Origin of the sequence: Ferrovibrio sp. (genome assembly GCF_017994015.1) — a bacterium.
GTDB lineage: Bacteria > Pseudomonadota > Alphaproteobacteria > Ferrovibrionales > Ferrovibrionaceae > Ferrovibrio.
This window is the reverse complement of sequence record NZ_JAGOLP010000056.1, coordinates 1-21,161: the sequence shown is the minus strand read 5'-3', so window position 1 is coordinate 21,161 and position 21,161 is coordinate 1. Positions and strand designations below refer to the sequence as shown.

The following is a 21,161-nucleotide window of genomic DNA, read 5'->3' as shown; positions in this document are numbered from 1 at the left end:
GTTTTCTGTGGCACTGTCCCTGGGGTCGCCCCCGCCGGGCGTTACCCGGCACCGTGTATCCGTGGAGCCCGGACTTTCCTCGACACCCCTTGCCCAAGGGCAAACAGGGTGCCGCAGCCGTCCAGCCATCTGGCACCGGGGCGAGCAATAGGGCTTAGCGCCGCCGAAGGCAAGCGGTAAGCCCGGCGTTCAGGCTTCAAGCTCTCTGGGCAATATGATGAATCAGGCTGGTGGTTTCCGGATCAGCGATGCCGTCGATCCGCGCCGGGCGCCAATGGCGCTGAAACGCCCGCACGGCAGATTCAGTCATCGGATCGAACATGCCGCTGCCCTCGATGCCATAACCGATACGATCCAGCGCCACCTGCAAATCCAGCACTGCGCCGCTATTCATGCCCGGGCGCAATTCCGGCGCATGTGGCGAGGCGCGGAAATCAGCGCTTGGCCACAAGCCGAACCCCGCCTTGGCCAGCCGCGCCCAGGGAAACAATTCGCCCGGATCTTCCTTGCGCTGCGGCGCCACATCGGAATGGCCAACAAAGCCGGCCGACGGGATATTGTGGCGTGCCTTGATGCCGGCCAGCAACTCCACCAGCGTGGCGATCTGCGCATCCGGGAAGGGCCGATAACCGAATTCATGGCCCGGATTAACCAGCTCGATGCCGATGGAACGCGCATTCACATCGCGCACACCGCGCCAGAAGGCCATGCCGGCATGCCAGGCGCGCGCTTCCTCGCTCACCAGCCGGATCAGGCTGCCATCCTCGTCGATCACATAATGCGCCGACACCTTGGCCTCGGGATCGGTCAGCCGGCGCAGGGCATCCTCGGCGCTGCGCATGCCAGTATAATGCAGAACCACCAGGTCAACCGGCTTGCGGCAACGCCGCTCGTCAAAATTTGGCGATGGTCGTTCGGCAATCAGCATGCAGCTAACTCCACTCAATCGGCTCAAGGCTTCACATCAACCGGCGTTGCCGGCCGTTTTTCCGCAAGCTGGCTTTCACGCAAGGTGACAATCAGCACGCCCACCAGGGTGATGGCAGCGCCGATCAAGGCGCGTTCACTGAGCCTTTCACCCAGGAAAACCACACCCGACAGAATACCCAGCACCGGCGCCAGGGTGAGGCCCGGATTGACAATGGCGACTGGATAGAGCCGCAGCAGGTAATAGGCACCGGCATGGCCAAACAGCGACACGCCCAGCACGGAATAAGCCAGCAAGGACCATTCCAGCGCGCCTGCCGTAAGTGACGCCTGCACCTGGCCCTGTTCAAACAGATACGACAGCACAAACAGGCCGGGCGCACTGACCACGCCGATCCAAGCCTGCATCGCCAGCGGATCAACCTGACGGATGCGGCGCACCAGCACCTGGCCATACGACATCGAAACGACACTGAGCAGGCAGATCAGCACGGCAAGGCCATAGCTGAACACGGCAGGGTCAAAACTCATCAGCACAGTACCGCCAAAGGCCAGCAGGATGCCCAGGCCACGGCGCCAGCGCACGGTTTCGCCCAGCATCGCCCAGGCCAGCATGGTGCCGATCGGCACACCCAACTGCACCACCACGGCGATGACGGAAACATCACGCGCCATTTTCAGGGCATTAAACATTAAGGCGAAGTGCATCGTGCCCATGAAAAAGGCAATTTGCAGCACCAGAGTCATCTGGCCCTTGTGCAATTTCAGCCATGGGAGCAACAGCAGGCCAAGGCAACAAAAGCGCAGAGCGGTGAAGAAAACCGGCGGGAAATGTGTCACCGCCAGTTTCGACACGACAAAATTAAAGCCCCATACGGCGCAGATGACAATGAGCAAAATTAAGTGTTGGGGACGCATTGCGGGACACTAGCAAAGCCGCCCCGGTGGAGCCAGCAAGGATATCGCTTCGGCCATGCAGCCGCTGCATGACGGTTATGCACGAACGAGCGAAATCGCCGCCCCTTGCCGCCGGCCAAAGCTGGCTTTACTGCTTGACCGGGTAAAATTCAGGGGGCCAGCCATGCCGGCAAAGCGGAAACCAGCGGACAGCGCGCGGGCACATCGCCCCATCGTCTCTTCGGCGCACCTCGCCTCTGAACAACTTTCCGATCTGAGCGAGTTTGAATTCGCCCTGATGATGAGCGCCAATGCCTTCAATCGCTGGATCGTGCGCTGCATGAGCGCCAGCGGCATCGGCGACTTGGCGGCGCTGGATGTGATGGTGCTGCATAGTGTTTACCACCGTGACCGGCCGAAGCGGCTGGCCGATCTTTGCCTGGTGCTGAATATCGAAGATACCCACACGGTCAATTACGGCCTCAAGAAGCTGATCCGCATGGGCCTCGTGCAAGGCGAGAAGCGCGGTAAGGAGATTCATTATTCCGCCACGCCGGCCGGCCGTGAAGCCTGCCTGAACTACCGCCGTGTGCGTGAGCAATTGCTGGCCGAGGCGGCCACCCTGATCGGCCGCAAGCCGGGCGAACTGGCGCGGATCGCCGAAACCATGCGGGCGCTGTCCGGGCTTTACGACCAGGCCGCACGGGCCGCTGCTTCGCTGTAAATAACGTTGATTTTTTATTGACAATTTGTCAACGTTCTGTAGTTTCGCCACCGACTTCAAACGGGAGAGTTTCATGACCAGCCAGTGGGAATTCTGGATTGATCGCGGCGGCACCTTCACCGACATTGTCGGCCGCAAGCCGGATGGCGGCATCGTCACCCACAAGCTGCTCTCGGAAAACCCGGAACGCTACCAGGATGCCGCCGTGCAAGGCATCCGCGACTTGCTTGGCCTGCGCGATGGCGATGCCTTGCCGCAAGGCGCCATCAAGGCGGTGAAGATGGGCACCACGGTGGCCACTAATGCGCTGCTGGAGCGCAAGGGCGACCGCGTGCTGCTGCTGGTGAGCGAAGGTTTTGCCGACCAGCTGCGCATCGGCTACCAGACCCGGCCGAAGCTGTTTGCGCTGCATATCCAGTTGCCCGAAATGCTTTATGAGCGCGTGGTGGAAGTGCCGGAGCGCGTGCGTGTTGATGGCAGTATCGAAACTCCGCTGGATCTGGCCGCTGCCGAGGCGGCGCTGAAAGCCGCCTATGCCGATGGCATCCGCGCCTGCGCAGTGCTGTTCATGCATGGCTACCGCTATCCCGACCATGAGGCCAAGGTGGCGGCTTTGGCCCGCAAGCTCGGCTTCAGCCAGGTTTCCGCCAGCCATCAGGTCAGCCCGCTGATCAAGTTTGTCAGCCGCGGCGACACCACGGTGGTGGATGCCTATGTCTCGCCGATCCTGCGGCGTTATGTCGATCAGGTGGCCGGCGCGCTGGATGCCGAGAAAAATGCCCTGCGGCTGATGTTCATGCAGTCGAATGGCGGCCTGGCCGATGCCAATTTTTTCCAGGGCAAGGATAGTATCCTGTCCGGCCCGGCGGGCGGTGTGGTTGGCCTGGTGCAAACCTCCACCCGGGCCGGCTTCGGCAAGGTGATCGGCTTCGATATGGGCGGCACCTCCACCGATGTGAGCCATTACGACGGCGAATATGAGCGCGCCTTTGAAACCATGGTGGCCGGTGTGCGTATGCGTGCACCGATGATGCTGATCAATACCGTGGCGGCCGGCGGCGGCTCGATCCTGCATTTTGACGGCGCACGCTATCGCGTCGGCCCCGATTCGGCTGGCGCCAATCCTGGCCCGGCCTGCTACCGGCGCGGTGGGCCCCTCACCGTCACCGATTGCAACGTGATGCTGGGCAAATTACAGCCGGATTTTTTCCCCAAAGTGTTTGGCCGCGACGGCAACGAGGCGCTGGACGACGCCGTGGTGCGCGAAAAGTTTGCCGAATTACATGGCCGCGTGCAGGCCGTGGCCAAGGATGGCCGCAGCATCGAGGAAATGGCCGAAGGTTTCCTGGCCATCGCGGTGGAAAACATGGCCAATGCGATCAAGAAAATTTCCGTGGCGCGCGGCTATGATGTGACCAAATACGTGCTGTCCAGCTTTGGCGGCGCCGGCGGCCAGCATGCCTGCTTGGTGGCCGATGCGCTGGGCATGACCGAAGTGCTGCTGCATCCGCTGGCCGGCGTACTCTCCGCCTATGGCATGGGCCTGGCCGACATGCGGGTGCTGAAGGAAAAAACCGTCGAGCGCGCCTTCGAGGCCGCCGCCCTGCCCGATCTGGCCCAGGCGCTGGATGCACTGGCCGTTGAGGCGCGCGCCGAAATGGCAGCCCAGGGTGTGCCGGATGAAAAGATCACCGTGCTGCGCAAACTGCATCTGCGGTATGGCGGCTCGGATTCGCCGTTGGTGGTGGATTTTGCCGATCTAGCTGCGACGCAGGCTGCTTTCGAGACCGCGCATCGCCAGCGTTTCGGTTTCATCAGCCCGGAAAAGCCGCTGATCGTCGGCTCGGTGGCGGTGGAAGTGGTGGGCGAAGGTGAACGCGCGCCGGATCATGTCGAAGCCATCACGACGCCGCGTGCGCAGGCCGAGATCCCGGCCCTGGCACAGCGCCGCGCCTATATGGCCGGCGCCTGGCGCGACACCCCGGTTTATGACCGCGAAGCCTTGCGGCCGGGCGAAACCCTGCTCGGTCCGGCGATTGTCACCGAAAGCACCTCCACCATCGTGCTGGAGCCGGGCTGGCAGGCCCGCCTGACCGAGCGCCGCGACCTGGTGCTGAAACGTGTGGAGGCCCTGCCCGAGCGCAAGGCCATCGGCACCGATGTTGACCCGGTGATGCTGGAAATCTTCAACAACCTGTTCATGTCGATTGCCGAACAGATGGGCAGCGTGCTGGAGAAAACCGCCTATTCGGTGAATATCAAGGAGCGCCTGGATTTCTCCTGCGCCATCTTCGATCTGGACGGCGAATTGATCGCCAATGCGCCGCATATGCCGGTGCATCTCGGCTCGATGTCGGAAAGCATCAAGACCATCATCAACCGCCGCGCCGCCACGGTTCGGCCGGGTGATGTGTTCATGCTCAACGCGCCCTATGCCGGCGGCACGCATCTGCCCGATGTCACCGTTATCACCCCGGTATTTGATAAGGCCGGCAAGGATGTGCTGTTCTATGTCGGTAGCCGCGGCCATCATGCCGATATCGGCGGCACCACGCCCGGCTCGATGCCGCCGGATAGCCGCACGGTTTCCGATGAAGGCGTGCTGCTGGATAATGTGCTGCTGGTGGATGCCGGCCGTTTCCTGGAAGCCGAAACCATCGCCATCCTGAAATCCGGCCAGTATCCGGCGCGCAATCCACAGCAGAATATTGCTGATCTCAAGGCACAGATCGCTTCCTGCGAAAAAGGCGCGCAGGAATTGCGCAATATGGTGGATCAGTTCGGCCTGGATGTGGTGCGCGCCTATATGCGCCATGTGCAGGACAATGCCGAGGAATCAGTGCGCCGCGTCATCACCCGTCTCACCGACGGTGAATACACCATGAAGATGGATGATGGCTGGCAGATTAAGGTGAAGGTAACGGTGAACCACGCCGCCCGCACCGCCAAGATTGATTTCACTGGCACATCGGGCCAGCATCCCACCAACTATAACGCGCCCAAGGCAGTCTGCGTCGCAGCGGTGCTCTATACCTTCCGCTGCCTGGTGGATGCCGATATCCCGCTCAATGGCGGCTGCCTCAAGCCGCTTGAAATCATCATCCCGGAAGGCTCGATGCTCGATCCGCAATATCCGGCCGCCACCGTGGCCGGCAATGTGGAAACCAGCCAATGCATCACCGATGCGGTCTTTGCCGCGCTGGGTGTGATGGCCGGCGCGCAGGGCACGATGAACAACTTCACCTTCGGCAATGATACCTATCAGTATTACGAGACGGTGTGCGGCGGCTCTGGCGCTGGCCCGGATTTTGATGGCTGCGACGCGGTGCATACGCATATGACCAATGCGCGCCTGACCGATCCGGAAGTGCTGGAATTCCGCTTCCCGATCCTGCTGGAAAGTTTCCGCATCCGGCGCGGCTCGGGGGGCAAGGGCAAACATCGCGGCGGCGACGGCACCATCCGCCGCCTGCGCTTCCTGGAAAACATGACCGCCACGCTGCTCTCATCGCACCGCATCATCGAGCCCGCCGGCCTGAATGGCGGCAACAATGGCGAGATTGGCAAACAATGGGTGGAGCGCAAGACCGGCCAACGCGACGAGATGGAGGGCCGCTGCTCGACACCGATGTTGCCGGGTGATGTGTTTGTGATCTCGACGCCTTCGGGCGGCGGCTACGGCAAAGCCTGATGGCCGAGGCGCTGAAGGATTTTTTTGATGCCGCCGTGATCGACGAGATTGCGGCGCGCATCAAGGCGCGGCATCGCGGCTTCGATGCCAAATCCTTCCGCCATGGCCTGCTGGCCGCCTTTCCCGATCTGACCCTGATGCAGCGCGGCCGCGCCATCGCCGATGGCCTGCGCGCCCATCTGCCGCCGGATTATCCGCAGGCACTGGATATCATTCTGGGCAGCCTGCCGCCGCCGGATGACAAATGGCGTGAAGGCAGCGGCATGGCTGCCTTCCGCCATCTGCCGCTGCTGAATTTTGTCGGCGCCCATGGCCTGGCGCATCCACAATTGTCGCTGGCTGCGCTGGCGCGGCTGACCGGCTATTTCAGCGCCGAATTCGATATCCGGCCCTATCTGGAACAGCATTACGACCTGACCATGGATCATGTGCGGCGCTGGCTGCATGAGCCGGATTGGCATCTGCGCCGGCTCTGTTCCGAAGGCTTGCGCCCGCGCCTGCCCTGGGGCTTGCGGCTGAAACGCTTCATCGCCGATCCGGCGCCGGTGTTGGAAATCATCGAACACCTGCGCGCTGATCCGCATGACAATGTGCGCCGCTCAGTGGCGAATAACCTCAACGATATCGCCAAGGATCATCCGGCCCTGGCGGTGGCGACAGCGCAGCGTTGGCAAAGCGAAGACGCCGCCGGCACCCGCGATGCGGTGCGCCATGGCTTGCGCAGCCTGGTGAAACACGGCAACCGCGATGCGCTGGCGCTGATGGGTTTTGACTTCGACATACCGGCCAGCCTTTCCGGCCTGACACTCGGCGCCGCGCTCTATCAAGTCGGCGATACGCTCAGCTTCGGCTTTGAATTGCGTAATGCCGGCAAGGCCGCCGCCACCTTCTCGGTGGATTACGCCATCCACTGGCGTAACGCACGCGGCGGCCAGCAGCCGAAAGTGTTCAAACTATCCAAGCCGCGCCTTGAAGCCGGCGCCAGCCTGCGGCTGGAAAAGCGCCATGCACTGAAGCCGATCAGCACGCGGCGCTATCATGCCGGCGCGCATAAGCTGGAAATCCTGGTCAACGGCCAGAGCCTGGGCGAAGCGGCATTTGAATTGCGGCTCTGAGGCAAGCTAAACTTCCTCCAATCATAAAAGGAGGAGCCCCCTGATGCCGCGTATCCCGATGCCGACACCTCAAACCATGACGCCAGAGCAGCGCCAGGTCTGCGAGGCGATCCTGAGCGGCCCGCGCGCTTCTCTACAGGGGCCGTTTGTGCCTTGGCTCGCCTCGCCGGAACTGGCCGACCGGGCTCAGCGGCTTGGCGAATATCTGCGTTTCCGCAATGCGCTGCCGCGTGATCTTTCCGAACTGGCAATCCTGGTGACGGCGCAGCATTGGCGGGCGGAATTCGAATGGTGGGCGCATGCCCGCTTCGCCCGCGAGGCTGGCTTGAGCGAGGCCAAGATCGAAGCCCTGCGGCTCGGCCAGCGGCCCGAAGCAATGAGCGAAGCCGAAGCGGTGGTGTATGATGTGGCCAGCACACTCTGGCGTGACCGCACCATCGATCAGGCGCTGTTTGACCGCGCGATAACCTTGCTGGGCCAGCAGGCCTTGACCGACCTGGTGGGCGTGATCGGCTATTACGCCCTGGTTTCTGCCACGCTCAACGTATTTGACATGCCGCTGCCGGAAGGTGCGGCGAAAGCCTTCGGCCCCTGACGCAGCGGCAGGCTTTTCAAGTGCGGCAAGGCTGCTAGACTCGGCCCAAATTTTCCGGGAGAGACGCCATGAGCGCGCAGCAGGCTTTCGAGACGCATGAAGTGTTCAACCAGCCGCCGGCGCTGGAGGGGCATAACCTGTTCACCTCTGACCGCGCCCTGGTGGATGCAGCCGCACGCGAAGGCGCCGCCTGGGCGCATACCGACCTGGCCGGCTATGGCGCCAAGCTGGGCCAGCCGGACATCATCGAAGCCGGCCGCCTGGCGCATAAATTCCCGCCGCAATTGCAGCTTTTTGATCGCTTCGGCCATCGCCGCGACGAGGTGGAATTCCATCCGGCCTGGCATCAGATCATGGGCCTGATCATCGGCCAGGGCCTGCATAGCGCGCCCTGGGCCGAGCCAAAGCCCGGCGCCCATGTGGCGCGCGCGGCGGGCTATATCATGCATGCGCAGATCGAGCCGGGCAGCCAATGCCCCACCACCATGACCTATGGCTCGGTGCCGGCCTTGCGCCGCGATGCTGAACTGGCCGCCACCTGGCTGCCGAAAATCTATGCCCGGGCCTACGACAAGCGCTCGCTGCCGATGGAACAGAAAAGCTCAGTGCTGATCGGCATGGGCATGACCGAAAAACAAGGCGGCTCGGATGTGCGCGCCAACACCACACGCGCCGAACCCGATGGCCAGGGCGGCTTCAGCATCACCGGCCATAAATGGTTCTTCTCGGCGCCGCAATGCGATGCGCATCTGGTACTGGCGCAAGCGCCGGGCGGTTTGAGCTGTTTCTTTGTGCCGCGTTTCCGCCCCGATGGCACACGCAACGCCATCCGCATCCAGCGCCTGAAAGATAAGGTCGGCAACAAATCCAATGCCTCGTCGGAAGTGGAATTCCATGGCGCTTGGGGGCGTTTGCTTGGCGAGGAAGGCCGCGGCGTGCCCACGATCATCGAGATGGGCACCTATACGCGGCTCGATTGCGCGCTCGGCTCGGCCGGGCTGTTGCGTGGCGCGGTGGCGCAGGCGCTGCATCACGCCAGCCATCGCCGCGCCTTTCAACGCCATCTGATTGATCAGCCGCTGATGACCAATGTGGTGGCCGATCTGGCGCTGGAATCGGAAGCCGCCACCGCGCTGGCCCTGCGCCTGGCGCGAGCCTTCGACCGCCGCGATGAGGATGCGGCGGAAGCCGCCTTCATGCGGCTTTGCACCCCGGCGGTGAAATACTGGGTGTGTAAGCGCGCGCCGATGGCGGTGGTGGAAGCCATGGAAGTGCTCGGCGGCAACGGCTATGTCGATGAAGGCCCGATGGGCATGCTGTACAAGGAAATCCCGCTCAATTCGATCTGGGAAGGCTCGGGCAATGTGATGTGCCTGGACGTGCTGCGCGCATTGATGAAAACCAGCGATGCGCTGGATGTCTTCCTGGCCGAGATCGAAGCGGCCAGCGGTGCCGATAAACGCCTGGATCAGGCCATTGCCGGCCTCAAGGCGGAATTCGCCGATGCCACCGATATCGAAAGCCGCGCCCGCCGCGTGGTCGAGCGCATGATGCTGACCCTGCAAGGCGCCATCCTGGTGCGCGGCGCGCCGGCAGCAGTGGCCGATGCTTTCTGCGCCTCGCGCCTCGCCGGCGATTGGGGTCATGCCTTCGGCACCCTGCCCAAAGGCGCCGACCTGCGCGGCATCGCCGAGCGGGCAAGGCCGGCGTTAAACTGAATCAGCGCCTGCCGAACAGCTTTTCGATATCGGCCAGATGCAGCTCCACATAGGTGGGCCGGCCGTGATTACACTGGCCGGAATGCGGCGTGGCTTCCATCTGGCGCAGTAGTGCGTTCATCTCGTCTAGTGTCAGGCGGCGGCCGGCACGCACGCTGCCATGGCAGGCCATGGTGCCGCAGACTTCCTCAAGCCTCTCCTTCAGGCTGAGCGCGGCATCATATTCGGCCAGATCGTCAGCCAGATCGCGCACCAGGCCCTTCACATCGCCATCGCCCAGCAAAGCCGGCACTTCACGCACCAGCACGGCGCCGGGGCCAAAGGCTTCCAGCACCAGGCCAAGCTCGGCCAATTCCTCAGCGCGGCCGGCCACCCGCGCCGCCTCTGCCTCGCTCAATTCCACCACTTCCGGCAGCAGCATGGCCTGACGCGGCACCTTGCCGGCGGCGAGATGCTGCTTCATCCGTTCATAAACCAGCCGCTCATGCGCCGCATGCTGATCCACGATCACGATGCCCTGCTCGGTCTGCGCCACAATATAGGTGGCATGCAATTGCGCCCGCGCGGCGCCGAGCGGGAAATTGCCGGGCGCAATCTGCGCCGCTTCATCGCCGCGTGCCTGTGGCGCAAGGCCGCTTGGCTCCGGCGCGTTATACAACGCTGCCGCATCGGCCAGCATCGGGCTGAAACGCTCCGGTTGGTAGCTATAGGCATTCGGCCGCGAAGCCGTGCTGCCGGCATTGAATGGCAGCGGCATGTTGGGCAAAGCCGCCGGCCGCGCCAGGGCGCCAAGCGCCGCCTGCGCCACCGTGGTGCTGGCGCGATGCCCGGCGGCGGCCAAAGCATGGCGCAAGGCGCCAACGATCAGGCCGCGCACCAGGCCAGGATCGCGGAAACGCACTTCTGCCTTGGCCGGATGCACATTCACATCCACCTGCTCGGCCGGCAATTCCAGGAACAAGGCCACCACTGGATGCCGGTCATGGCCCAAAAAATCCGCATAGGCGCCGCGCACTGCGCCAACAAACAGCTTGTCGCGCACCGGGCGGCCATTCACGAACAGATACTGATGCTGCGCGTTGCCGCGATTATAGGTCGGCAAGCCGGCATGGCCGGTGAGCCGGATACCCTCGCGCTCGGCCTCGATCGCCAGCGCATTATCGGCGAAATCCCGCCCCAGTATCTGCTCCAGCCGGCGCAGGCGGCTCTGCTCGGGCAGCATCTCGCCCTGCGCCGCCTCAACCCTGAAACTGACCCGGCCATCTTCCTGCAAGCTGAAGCTGACATCGGGATGCGCCATCGCCAGGCGGCGCACAATCTCCTGCACCGCCAGGGATTCAGAGCGTTCGGATTTGAGGAATTTCAGCCGCGCCGGCACGGCATAAAACAGATCGCGCACCTCCACGCGGGTGCCGGGTTGCGCCGCCGCCGGCTTCACCGCGCCAAGCCGGCCACCTTCCACCTCCAACACATGGCCGCTGGTATCGCCCTGCCGCCGGCTGGTCAACGACAAACGACTGACCGCGCCAATGGAAGGCAAGGCCTCGCCACGGAAGCCGAGCCATTTGATATCGAGTAAATCATCGCCCGGCAGCTTTGAGGTGGCATGGCGCTCCACCGCCACCGGCAATTCATCCGGCGCCATGCCGCAGCCATCATCACTGATGCTGATCAGGCTGCGGCCGCCATTGCTGATCACGATATCGATGCGATGCGCGCCGGCATCCAGCGCATTCTCCACCAGTTCCTTAACCGCCGAAGCCGGCCGCTCCACCACCTCGCCGGCAGCAATGCGATTGACCAGAGTCTCCGGCAGGCGGCGGATCAGCATTGCGGGTTCAGCCGCCCAGGCCAACCGGTTCGCCCACCACCACCACCAGCAGGTCGCCACTGGCAAACAGGCGCTCGGCAACGCGGCGGATATCGGCTGCGGTCACGGCATTGATGTAATCCGGATAGCGGTCGATGTAATCCATGCCCAGATTGGCCAGCTGCATGGCGCTTAACATGCCGGCAATGGCGGCATTGGAGGAAAGCCGCAGTGGGAACGAGCCGGTGAGATAGGCCTTGGCATTGGTCAATTCGGTTTCGCTGATGCCGTCGCGTGCCACGGCCTGCAACTGCTCGCGCACCAGCGCCAATGCCTGGCCCACCTGATCGTTGCGGGTGGAAAGCGAGCCGGCGAACAGGCCAGCCGCCGGCATCGGCTGCATGCCGGTGGAGACCGAATAAACCAGGCCGCGCTTCTCGCGGATTTCCTCGGTGAGGCGCGAATTGAAGCCGCCACCGCCCAGCACGTAATTCAGCACCGTGGCGGCATAGTAATCCGGATCGTCGCGCAGCAAGCCACGCCCGCCGAACAGCACTATGCTCTGCGGATTGGCATAGGGAATGACAATCGGCTTCGGCGCCACCTGCGGCACCGCCACCTGGGGCAGCGTCAAGGTCGGTTCCAGTGGCAATTTGCCGAAGCTCTGATCCAGCAGGCGCTTCAACTCCTCGGGCGTGATATCGCCCACCACGCCGATCACCAAATTGCGCCGCGCCAGCACACCGCCGATGAAAGCTGCGGCATCGTCACGCCCAAGCCGCTCCAGGCTTTCCGGCGAAGCCTGCGCTGGGCGGCCATAAGGATGGCCGGGGAAAGCATTGGCCATAAAGCGGTTATTGGCGATGCTGCTGGGTGATGCCAAGGCGCGTTGCGCTGCCACCAGCAATTGCGACTTGATCCGCGCCACAGGCTCGGCATCAAAGCGTGGCTGCGTCAACATCTGTGCCAGCAGCGCAAACGCACGGTCACGCCGTTCTGACAATGTGCGCAGGTTGAGCGTGACATAATCGCGATCAACACCGGCACCCAATGAAATCGCATCGGCGCGCAAGGCGGCCTGAAAGTCTTCCGCTGCCAGATCGCCGGCGCCTTCATCCAGCAGTGCGGCCGCCAGTTCGGCACGGCCTTCCAACCCGGCCGGATCGCTGGCCGAGCCGCCGCGCCACACGGCCTGCAAGGCGATCATCGGAATCTTCGGTTCGCGCACCAGCCAGGCTTCCACACCGCTGGCGCCAACCACACGTTCGATCTTCGGCCCGGCCAGGGTAGCCAGCGGCAGCAGGGCAACCAGCAGGGCAGCAATAAATACGCGGCGCAACATCAGCTTTGCTCCTTCGGCAGCAGCAGACCGGTAACCGAACGGCGCGCATCAAAGACATAACGGATCGCCTCGTTCACCTGTTCACGGGTGACGGCGCGCACCAGTTGCGGCCAGGCTTCGACCTGCTCCACGCTGAGCCCGGCGGTGAGCGCCACGCCAAAAGTGCGGGCGGCGCCGAACAGGCTGTCACGGGCATAAACCGCCTCCGCCAGCATGACATTCTTGGCCGTTGCCAGATCAAATTCGCTGATGCCATCGCGTTGCAACGTCTCGATCAGTTTATCGAGCGCGGCTTCCACTTCCTCGATCTTGCGGCCGGGCTTGGGCGCGGCAGAGAGGGTGAAGGTGTTCGGATCGAGCGACAGCGATTGATACCAGCCGCCGGCCGAGGCCGCCGGGCCGTCACCGGCAACCAGATTGCGGTGCAATTGCCCGGTGCTGTTGCTCATGATCTCGGCCAGCACCGCCAGCGGCACGGCATGGCGGGTTTCGCCGGCCACCCGGCTGGGTGCCAGATAGCTGCGGGTCAACGAGGGCTGGTTGACCCGGGCATCCTGCATCACCAGACGGCGTGCCGCCAGTTGCGGTGGCTCCTGCGGCCGGAAACGCGGCGGCACCGGGCGCATCGGGATCAAGCCGTAATATTTTTGTGCAAGGGCGCGCAATTCACCCGGCGAAACATCGCCGGCCACGATCAGCACCGCGTTATTGGGCGCGTAATGTGTGCGATAGAAGGCCATCGCCTTGTCCAGCGTCAGGCTCTTGATCTCATGCGCCCAGCCGATGATCGGCCGGCCATAGGGATGCGACAGATACTGCGCCGCATCCATCTGTTCGCCAAACTGGCCCCGCGGCGAATTATCAGTGCGGCTCAGGCGCTCTTCCAGCACCACCTGCAATTCCGGCAGCGCATCGGCTTCCTTCAGGCTGAGCCGCTGCATGCGGTCGGCTTCCATACGCATCACCAGTTCCAGCCGGTCGCGCGCAATGGTTTGGAAATAGCCGGTGTAATCCGACGAGGTGAAGGCATTGTCGCGGCCACCTTCACGCGCCACGATCTTGGAGAATTCGCCCGCCGGCACACTGGGCGTACCCTTGAACATCAGATGTTCCAGGTAATGCGCCACGCCGGATTCGCCCGGCGCCTCGTCGGCGGCTCCCACCTTGTACCAGACCATGTGATGGACGATGGGGGCGCGATGATCCTCGATCAGCACCACTTCCAGGCCATTGCCCAGCATGAAGCGGGTGGGCTGGAAAAGCTGCGCCCGGGCCGGCAGGGCGGCCAGAAGCGACAGGCTACAGAATAAGGCAGCAAGGAGCAGACGGCGCACGTAACCTCCCGGCAATCAATGCGAATGGCAGAGGCTTATATATAGGGCGCGCCGAGGCATTGCCTACCCGACGGCGCGCCGCAATAGAGCGAATTAGAAAATGCCTTCCAGCACGCCGCGCTCGCGGCGCTTCACGGTTGGCACATCGCCACTGGTCACACTTTTGCCCTGGGCGGCATTCTGGCGCAGGCGCTGGGCTTCCTTTTCGGCATCCACCACGGTGCCGGCCGGCTCCTGCGGCTTCTGCCAGAAGACCAAGCGATCCACCAGGCGGCGGTCGCGCTCGGCCAACTGGGTGAATTCATCATTCACCTTGCGGCGGATATCCGGATCGGGATTGGCCGCCCGGGCCTGCTGCAACAGCACGGTTTCACCGGCGCTGCGCTGCACATTCTGCGCCGTGCCGGAGCGCGCCAGCGGGCCGAGCTGCCCGGCGGCCTCGCCGGTGCCACGGCCACCCAAAGCGGATTGCGCCCGTTCACGGGCCGAAACTTCCTGCGGTCGCGGCGCACCCGGCTCGGGCGGGCGCAGGCCAAATTCCGGCGGCAGCACCAGCGGCGCCTTGGTCACCACAGCGAATTCGTCCGGTGCCTTCTTGTTCAGCCCCAATGCCTCGCGCGCGGTATCACAACCGGCCAGCACCAAAGGCAGCAGCAGCAGCGCAAGCTGCGCCGGATGGCGTCGGCCGGTGACGGTCGGTCGACTCATGGCGAGTATCCTTCTCTTGCGACAAGCAACGGCCCCTAATATCGCCTCCCCGGGCCGAAGATACAAGAGTGCGGCATAACTCGAAGATGGAGGCTTTTGCCGCAATTCCGCCTTAAAGTTTGGTCTGACCGGCGCCAAAATCGCTGCTTTGCGGCGGTTCAACGCAATCGGCGGATGTTCTAAAATGCACTTTCTGTTACACAGCGAGCCTAATTTCCTTGGGAGGAATCAAAATCATGCGCTTCGCATCGCTCTCGCTTACCGTTTTTGCCGCCCTGGCCGCAGCCGGCGCTGCCCAGGCCCAGACCGTCATGCGCATCAGCCATCCGGTGCCGACGGCGCATCATGTGCACAAGGCCGTGGAAGCCTTCAAGGCCGATCTGGAAGCCCGCACCAAGGGCACCATGCGAGTGGAAATTTTCCCCGCCGAACAGCTTGCCAAGCAGTCTGAAAACCATGCCAGCGTGGCGCGCGGCGCCTTCGAGGCCGGCGTGCTGACCAATTTCACCTGGGGTAACACCATCCCCGAGATGAATGTGCTGACCATCCCCTATCTGCTCACCGACCTGGAAAAGATCAAGAAATTCCCCGGCTCGCCGGCGGCACAGATTCTGGAACAGGCGCTGGCCGCCAAGGGTGTGAAGAATCTGGCCTGGTTCTACACCACGCGGCAATCCATCTTCACCTCCAACAAGAAGCCGCTGGTGCAACTGGCCGACCTCAAGGGCCTGAAGATTCGCGGCCTGTCGGCAATCTCGGATACCGGCCTTGCCGCCGTGGGCGCAGCCCCCACCCCCACCCCGGCGCCGGAAGTGTATCAGGCGCTGCAATCCGGCGTGCTGGATGCCGGCCTTACCGACGTGTCGGCGGCGGTCAGCCGCAAATTCTTCGAGGTGCAGAAATTCGGCACCGTGGCGCCGTATTTTGCGGTGTATTTCCACATGTTCGCCAATCCGGCCTGGTATAACCGCCTGACCACCGGCGAGAAGGATGCGATGGCCGCGGCGGTGAAGAAGGCCGAAGCCGACATGATCGGCCTGACCGAAGCCACCGCCGAGGCGGCGATCAAGGAATTGCCGCAGAAAGGCATGACCATCCATATGCAGACCCCGGCCGAAGCCGCCACCTGGAAGGCTGCCCTGCAGAAGCCGGTGATCGACGCCTTCGTCAAGGCGGCGCCGCAGAACGGCCCGAAGCTGGTCGAAGCTCTCAACAAGCTTTGAGGCCAGAACCATGATAACGCGCGCCGTCGCCTCGATCTGCCGTTTCGCCTCGGCCCTGGCCGGCCTTGCCGCCCTGGTCTGCCTGGCCCTGGTCGGCATCGGCGTCGGCGCGCGCTATTTTTTCCATGCCTCGCAAAGCTGGATCGATGAAACCGCCACCTGGCTGGTGGTGATCATGGTGATGCTGGCCATGCCCGAGGCGCAACGGCTGAACGCCAATATCGGCGTGGATGCGTTGACGCTGAAATTCGGCTTGCGCGGCCAACGCCGGCTGGCGCTGTTTTCGGCGGCTTCAGTGGCCGTGGTGGGTGGGCTGATGCTGTGGGCCGGCATCGAAACGGTGAGTTTTTCACAGATGATCGGCGTGATGGCCAATACGTTGGCCTGGGTGCCGCTGTGGTGGGTGCAGATTTTCCTGCCCATCGGCGGCAGCCTGCTGCTGCTGGTGGCACTGGTGCAGTTTGGCGCAGCACTCCGCTCTGATTGGCAGCCGCCAGCCAGCGACGATCCGGTGCACGGCACCCGCAGCCACGAGTGAGCCGTATATCATGAGCTTTTTTATCATCCTGGGTCTGCTGATCGCGCTGCTTTACACCGGCATGCCGATGTTTGCCGGCATGTTCCTGTTTTCCGCCGCCGTGCTGTTCTATGTCGAAGGCAGCATCCCCACGCTGGGCGAATTCATCATCGGGCAGTTGGATGGCTATCTGCTGGTGGCCATTCCGCTATTCATGCTGATGTCGCATTTCATGGTGCGCGGCAAGGTGGTGGACGATCTTTATGGCGCCGCCCACACCTTCCTGCGTCACATCCCCGGCGGCCTTGGCATCGCCACGGTTTTTGCCTGCACCGTCTTTGCCGCCATCTCCGGTTCCTCGGTGGCCACCGCGCTCACCATCGGCGCCGTGGCCATCCCGCAGATGCTGAAATACGGCTACAGCCCGCGCGGCGCCTATGGCGTGGTGGCCGGCGGCGGCACGCTCGGCATCCTGATCCCGCCCTCGGCGCCGATGGTACTGTATGGCGTTGCATCCGATACCTCGGTGGGCGCGCTGTTCATGGCTGGTGTGTTCCCAGGCATCCTGATGGCGCTGCTCTTCGCCGGCTATTGCTGGTTCACCGAAGGCCGCCGTGAACAGAAACTGATCCATGCCGGCGCCTATATTCGCCCGGCCCGCGCCTCGCTGCCGGAAATGGGTTCGGCGCTGAAAAAATCCTTCTGGGCGCTGACCTTGCCGCCCTTTGTGCTTGGCGGCATGTATTTCGGCATTTTCACCGCCACCGAAGCCGCCGCCACCGGTGCGCTCTGGGCGCTGCTGATTGCCACATTGGTCTACCGCAAATTCGGCCTCAAGGATCTGTGGCAAGGCGGCCAGGATGCAGCGCGCACCTCGGCAGTGCTGTTCCTCATTATCGTATCCGCCGGCCTGTTCGGCCATATGCTGACCAAGCTGCACATCCCGGATCAGCTCGTCAGCATGGTGGTGGATAACAATCTCAGCAAATACCAGTTCCTGGCCATTCTGATGGTGGTGATCTTCATCCTGGGCCTGATCCTGGAGAGCTTCTCGATCATTCTGATCACCACGCCGGTCATCCTGCCGGTGATGGCGGCGCTGGGCATCGACAAGGTGTGGTATGGCGTGCTGCTGACCATCAATCTCGAACTGGCGCTGATTTCCCCGCCGGTCGGCATGAACCTGATCGTGATCCGTTCGATCACCGGCGCGCCGCTGGTCGAGGTGGACAAGGCCGCCATCCCCTATATGCTGATGATGGCCGTGGGCATCGCCCTCATCATGCTGTTTCCGGAGTTGGCGCTATGGCTTCCCTCCCAGATGCAACTCGGGCGCTAGTCAGCCGCCGCAGCGTCCTCAAGGGTTTTGCCGCTGGCGGCTTGCTGGTCGGCGTGCCACTGCCGGCCTTGGCGCAGAACCAGCAACGTGTGCGCAGCGTGCAGAGTTTTGCGCTCGGCATCTGGCTGCATGTCGGCGTGGATAACCGCGCCACCGTGCTGGTTTGTCAGTCTGAAATGGGCCAGGGGGTTTACACCACCTTGCCCACCCTGGTGGCGGAAGAACTGGAAATGCCGCTGGAGCGTATCGATGTGCGTGCCGCGCCGGCCGATGCCATCTATCGCAATACCTACCTGGTGAAAGCCATGCTGGCCGGCGGCCATCCGGAAAGCCTGAGCGCGCCGGCCAACTGGCTGTTGGAACGCATGGGCCGCATTGCCGGCCAGCAGGTCACCGGCGGCTCCACCTCGGTGCGCTGGCTGTGGCAGCCGCTGCGGCTGGCTGGCGCCCGCGCACGGCAGCAGCTGGTGCAGGCGGCAGCGCAGCAACTGGGTGTGCCAGTATCCGAATGCCGCGCCGAAGCCGGCCATGTGCTGCATGCCGCCAGCAATCGCCGCCTGGCCTATGGCGCCGTGGCCGAACTGGCCGCCAGCCTGCCCGCGCCGGAAGAGATCACCCTCAAGCCGCCCGAGAGCTGGAGCCTGATCGGCAAGGCGCTGCCGCGCCTGGATACACCTGCCAAGCTGGATGGCCGCGCCCGTTTCGGCCTGGACGTGCGCGAACCGGGCCAGCTTTACGCCGCCCTGCGTTTCGCCCCGCAACTGGGTGCCAAGCTGCTCAGGCTGGATGATACAGTCGCCTTGCAGCAGCCGAATGTGAAAGCCGTGCTGCGGCTGGACAATGCCTTTGCCGTGGTGGCTGAGAATTCCTGGCGCGCCATGGCGGCCTGCGATGATGTGCAGGCGGAATGGGGCCCGGCGGCACAGCCGATGCTGGATACCGCCGGCCATTGGCGCAGCTATGAGCAGGCGTTGACCAGCGGCAAGCCTGACAAAGTGCAGGCGGCGGGCGATGCCGATGCCGCGCTCGGCAAGGCGGCCAATGTGCTGACGGCGGAATACCGCCTGCCGCTGCTGGCACATGCGGCGCTGGAACCGATGAATGCCACGGTGCGGCTGGGCCGCGATGGCTATGTGGATGTGTGGGCACCGACCCAGGCGCAGGATGCCGCCCGCAAGGCCGCCGCCGATGCCACCGGCATCGATGCCGACAAGGTGCGGGTACACACCACCTTGCTGGGCGGCGGCTTCGGGCGCCGCGCCGAAGCGGATTTTGTCAGCCTGGCGGCTCAAGTGGCGCGCCAGGTGCCGGGCATCGCGGTGCAAACCCTGTGGCCGCGCGAGCAGGACATGCGCAACGATTTCTACCGCCCGGCCAGCCTGCATCGTGTGCGCGTCGGGCTGGATGCCGAGGGCAACCTTTCAAGCTGGAAACAGACGATTGCCTGCCCGTCGATCATGCGCCGGGTGTTTCCGCCCTCGCGCTTCCTGGGGCCTGATGAAACCGCCTTCGAGGGCGCACATGAACCGGCCTATGGCATAGCCGATCATCACTTTGCCTGGCTGCCGGTGGAAACCCCGGTGCCGGTGGGTTTCTGGCGCTCGGTGGGCCATTCGCACACCGCATTTGTGAAGGAAACCATGATCGACCAGGCGGCGCGTGCCGCCAAACTTGATCCGTTGCAATACCGGCTGCGCCTGCTGCGCGATGCACCGCGCCACCGCGCCGTACTGGAACTGGCCGCGGAGAAAGCTGAATGGCAACGGCCGCTGGGGCCGAAGCAGGGCCGCGGCATTGCCCTGCATAGCAGTTTCGGCGCCATCGTTGCGCAGGTGGTGGAAGTCAACCTGAGCCATGGTGCGCCGCAAGTGGAGCGCGTGGTCTGCGCCGCCGATATCGGGCGCGTGCTCAATCCGAATATCGCCACGGCGCAATTTGAGGGCGCCATCGTCTTTGCCCTCACGGCTGCGTTGCATGGCGAAATCACGCTGAAAAACGGCGCCATCGAACAGGGCAATTACGACGATTACCCGATGCTGCGGCTTGCCGACACACCGCCGATTAATGTGTTTTTCGTCGCCAGCCAGGCCAGCCCGGGCGGTGCCGGCGAACCCGGCGTGCCGCCACTGGCACCGGCCTTGGCGAATGCGATTCAGGCAGCGGGGGGCCAGGCAATTACACAATTGCCGGTGCTGCGCGCCTCAGCCTGAACCAAGCCGGGCCTTCAGGCGCTGCACCAGCCAGGTGAAATGCAAGGCCGCAGCCGGCGATATGCTGGCTGCACGCAGGAAGCCATGGATCATGCCCTCGGCATGGTGGAAATCCACTGACACACCGGCATTGTGCAGTTTGGCGGCATAGGCGGCGCCTTCATCACGCAGCGGATCATGCTCGGCCACCAGCAGAATAGCCGGCGGCAAGCCCTGTAGCAGCTCATTCCGCAGCGGCGCAATTTCGGGCCGACCCTGCGCACCCTGCCCGGCTGTGTAATGGCCCCAGAATGCCCGGGCCAGCGCGCGCGTGAGAAATGGCCCTTCGGCATTCTGGTGATACGAGGCAGTGTCGAAATAATCATCCAGCGCGGGATAGACCAGCATTTGCGCCGCCAGCGGTATGTCGCGGCATTGCTGCGCGATGGCAGCCGCCAGATTGGCGCCGGCACTATCGCCGCCAATAGCCAGGCGGCCCGGATCGATCCGCAGCGCCGCAGCCTGCTCAGTCAGCCAGCGCAGCGCATTGATGCCATCAATGAAGCCGGCCGGAAACGGATGCTCCGGCGCCAGGCGATATTCCACACTGAACACGGCGATGCCGGCCTGCAAAGCCAGCGCCGCCGTGATCGGCTCATGGCTGGCGATACTGCCCATCACCCAGCCGCCGCCATGGAAATACAGCAGGGCCGGCAGCACGGCCTCGGCGCCGGCCGGGCGATAACTGCGCAGCGTCACCACCCCGGCATCGTGGCCGGCATCGTGATCTTCAACGCGCAATTCCGGTGGCAGCGCGGCAGCCGGGCCGGCCAGTTCAGCCATGCGCCGGCGATAGTCCGGCACCGGCAGTAATTCCGGCGCTTCCGGAAAAGCTGCCGTCAAAGCGGCAACAAAAGGCGCCAGCGACGTATCCACAGCCATTGCTCAGCCACCAACCAGTGGGCAGCCGCTGGCCTGCTCGCTCATGAAGGCTTCCGCTGCCGGCAGGGTGCGCAGCAGTTTGTAGTAATC

At 63.6% G+C, this 21,161-nt stretch carries 16 protein-coding genes; 9 read left to right on the top strand and 7 right to left on the bottom strand.

The genetic code is table 11. From position 1 onward, the window contains the following. Nucleotides 1-196 precede the first annotated feature (196 nt). Both KBB36_RS17605 and KBB36_RS17600 read right to left on the bottom strand, forming a co-directional pair. On the bottom strand, nt 197-928 hold the full coding sequence (locus tag KBB36_RS17605) for an N-acetylmuramoyl-L-alanine amidase (RefSeq protein ID WP_290983955.1): 732 nt from the start codon (nt 926-928) through the stop codon (nt 197-199). Between the two features lie 23 nt (nt 929-951). Beyond that, on the bottom strand, nt 952-1,845 hold the full coding sequence (locus KBB36_RS17600) for a DMT family transporter (protein WP_290983952.1): 894 nt from the start codon (nt 1,843-1,845) through the stop codon (nt 952-954). Nucleotides 1,846-2,122: 277 nt separating this feature from the next. Between KBB36_RS17600 and KBB36_RS17595 the strand changes: the two genes are divergently transcribed. The 5 genes from KBB36_RS17595 (at nt 2,123) to KBB36_RS17575 (ending at nt 9,667) form a co-directional block, all read left to right on the top strand. After that, a complete protein-coding gene (locus tag KBB36_RS17595; RefSeq protein ID WP_290983949.1) occupies nt 2,123-2,548 on the top strand; it encodes a winged helix DNA-binding protein in 426 nt (141 codons plus the stop codon). Nucleotides 2,549-2,621: 73 nt separating this feature from the next. Further along, entirely contained in the window at nt 2,622-6,239 is a 3,618-nt protein-coding gene (locus tag KBB36_RS17590; RefSeq protein WP_290983946.1) for a hydantoinase B/oxoprolinase family protein, read from the top strand. Further along, on the top strand, nt 6,239-7,354 hold the full coding sequence (locus KBB36_RS17585; protein ID WP_290983943.1) for a hypothetical protein: 1,116 nt from the start codon (nt 6,239-6,241) through the stop codon (nt 7,352-7,354). The genes KBB36_RS17590 and KBB36_RS17585 overlap by 1 nt, the downstream gene beginning before the upstream one ends. A gap of 43 nt (nt 7,355-7,397) precedes the next feature. Continuing rightward, entirely contained in the window at nt 7,398-7,949 is a 552-nt protein-coding gene (locus KBB36_RS17580; protein ID WP_290983940.1) for a carboxymuconolactone decarboxylase family protein, read from the top strand. Nucleotides 7,950-8,017: 68 nt separating this feature from the next. Beyond that, nucleotides 8,018-9,667: an isovaleryl-CoA dehydrogenase gene (locus tag KBB36_RS17575; RefSeq protein WP_290983937.1), complete on the top strand. Its 1,650-nt coding sequence runs from the start codon at nt 8,018-8,020 to the stop codon at nt 9,665-9,667. A 1-nt stretch (nt 9,668) separates the two neighbouring features. On the opposite strand, the gene mutL is transcribed toward KBB36_RS17575, so the two are convergent. The 4 genes from mutL to KBB36_RS17555 all read right to left on the bottom strand — a co-directional run bounded on the left by mutL (nt 9,669) and on the right by KBB36_RS17555 (nt 14,861). Beyond that, the gene (gene mutL, locus KBB36_RS17570; protein WP_290983934.1) at nt 9,669-11,498 is read right to left on the bottom strand and encodes a DNA mismatch repair endonuclease MutL; all 1,830 of its coding nucleotides are present in this window, start codon (nt 11,496-11,498) and stop codon (nt 9,669-9,671) included. A 7-nt stretch (nt 11,499-11,505) separates the two neighbouring features. Next, a complete protein-coding gene (locus KBB36_RS17565) occupies nt 11,506-12,819 on the bottom strand; it encodes a pitrilysin family protein (RefSeq protein WP_290983931.1) in 1,314 nt (437 codons plus the stop codon). Then, nucleotides 12,819-14,153 (bottom strand): pitrilysin family protein, encoded by a 1,335-nt coding sequence (locus KBB36_RS17560; RefSeq protein WP_290983928.1) that lies wholly within the window; start codon nt 14,151-14,153, stop codon nt 12,819-12,821. Before KBB36_RS17560 ends, KBB36_RS17565 begins: the two co-directional genes overlap by 1 nt. A 93-nt stretch (nt 14,154-14,246) precedes the next feature. Continuing rightward, complete coding sequence (locus tag KBB36_RS17555) at nt 14,247-14,861, bottom strand: DUF3035 domain-containing protein (RefSeq protein WP_290983925.1); 615 nt, start codon at nt 14,859-14,861, stop codon at nt 14,247-14,249. A gap of 236 nt (nt 14,862-15,097) precedes the next feature. On the opposite strand from KBB36_RS17555, the gene dctP reads away from it, so the two are divergent. From dctP to KBB36_RS17535, 4 genes are read left to right on the top strand one after another with little or no spacing between them, the layout of a single operon-like run. Beyond that, on the top strand, nt 15,098-16,084 hold the full coding sequence (dctP, locus tag KBB36_RS17550) for a TRAP transporter substrate-binding protein DctP (RefSeq protein WP_290983922.1): 987 nt from the start codon (nt 15,098-15,100) through the stop codon (nt 16,082-16,084). Between the two features lie 10 nt (nt 16,085-16,094). After that, nucleotides 16,095-16,622 carry a TRAP transporter small permease subunit gene (locus tag KBB36_RS17545; RefSeq protein ID WP_290983920.1) on the top strand — a complete coding sequence of 176 codons (528 nt, stop codon included), beginning with the start codon at nt 16,095-16,097 and terminating at the stop codon, nt 16,620-16,622. A gap of 10 nt (nt 16,623-16,632) precedes the next feature. Next, nucleotides 16,633-17,940 (top strand): TRAP transporter large permease subunit, encoded by a 1,308-nt coding sequence (locus KBB36_RS17540; RefSeq protein ID WP_290983917.1) that lies wholly within the window; start codon nt 16,633-16,635, stop codon nt 17,938-17,940. Then, on the top strand, nt 17,907-20,150 hold the full coding sequence (locus tag KBB36_RS17535) for a molybdopterin cofactor-binding domain-containing protein (protein ID WP_290983914.1): 2,244 nt from the start codon (nt 17,907-17,909) through the stop codon (nt 20,148-20,150). The genes KBB36_RS17540 and KBB36_RS17535 overlap by 34 nt, the downstream gene beginning before the upstream one ends. Here the strand turns inward: KBB36_RS17535 and KBB36_RS17530 are convergent. Further along, a complete protein-coding gene (locus KBB36_RS17530) occupies nt 20,142-21,071 on the bottom strand; it encodes an alpha/beta hydrolase (RefSeq protein ID WP_290983911.1) in 930 nt (309 codons plus the stop codon). The two genes, KBB36_RS17535 and KBB36_RS17530, sit on opposite strands and share 9 nt — an antisense overlap. Between the last annotated feature and the right edge of the window lie 90 nt (nt 21,072-21,161).

Bases quoted from the DNA above. Each gene is read 5' to 3' on its own strand.
- KBB36_RS17605 (WP_290983955.1), bottom strand. From the start codon at position 928: ATGCTGATTGCCGAACGACCATCGCCAAATTTTGACGAGCGGCGTTGC.
- KBB36_RS17600 (WP_290983952.1), bottom strand. From the start codon at position 1,845: ATGCGTCCCCAACACTTAATTTTGCTCATTGTCATCTGCGCCGTATGG.
- KBB36_RS17595 (WP_290983949.1), top strand. From the start codon at position 2,123: ATGATGAGCGCCAATGCCTTCAATCGCTGGATCGTGCGCTGCATGAGC.
- KBB36_RS17590 (WP_290983946.1), top strand. From the start codon at position 2,622: ATGACCAGCCAGTGGGAATTCTGGATTGATCGCGGCGGCACCTTCACC.
- KBB36_RS17585 (WP_290983943.1), top strand. From the start codon at position 6,239: ATGGCCGAGGCGCTGAAGGATTTTTTTGATGCCGCCGTGATCGACGAG.
- KBB36_RS17580 (WP_290983940.1), top strand. From the start codon at position 7,398: ATGCCGCGTATCCCGATGCCGACACCTCAAACCATGACGCCAGAGCAG.
- KBB36_RS17575 (WP_290983937.1), top strand. From the start codon at position 8,018: ATGAGCGCGCAGCAGGCTTTCGAGACGCATGAAGTGTTCAACCAGCCG.
- mutL (WP_290983934.1), bottom strand. From the start codon at position 11,498: ATGCTGATCCGCCGCCTGCCGGAGACTCTGGTCAATCGCATTGCTGCC.
- KBB36_RS17565 (WP_290983931.1), bottom strand. From the start codon at position 12,819: ATGTTGCGCCGCGTATTTATTGCTGCCCTGCTGGTTGCCCTGCTGCCG.
- KBB36_RS17555 (WP_290983925.1), bottom strand. From the start codon at position 14,861: ATGAGTCGACCGACCGTCACCGGCCGACGCCATCCGGCGCAGCTTGCG.
- dctP (WP_290983922.1), top strand. From the start codon at position 15,098: ATGCGCTTCGCATCGCTCTCGCTTACCGTTTTTGCCGCCCTGGCCGCA.
- KBB36_RS17545 (WP_290983920.1), top strand. From the start codon at position 16,095: ATGATAACGCGCGCCGTCGCCTCGATCTGCCGTTTCGCCTCGGCCCTG.
- KBB36_RS17540 (WP_290983917.1), top strand. From the start codon at position 16,633: ATGAGCTTTTTTATCATCCTGGGTCTGCTGATCGCGCTGCTTTACACC.
- KBB36_RS17535 (WP_290983914.1), top strand. From the start codon at position 17,907: ATGGCTTCCCTCCCAGATGCAACTCGGGCGCTAGTCAGCCGCCGCAGC.
- KBB36_RS17530 (WP_290983911.1), bottom strand. From the start codon at position 21,071: ATGGCTGTGGATACGTCGCTGGCGCCTTTTGTTGCCGCTTTGACGGCA.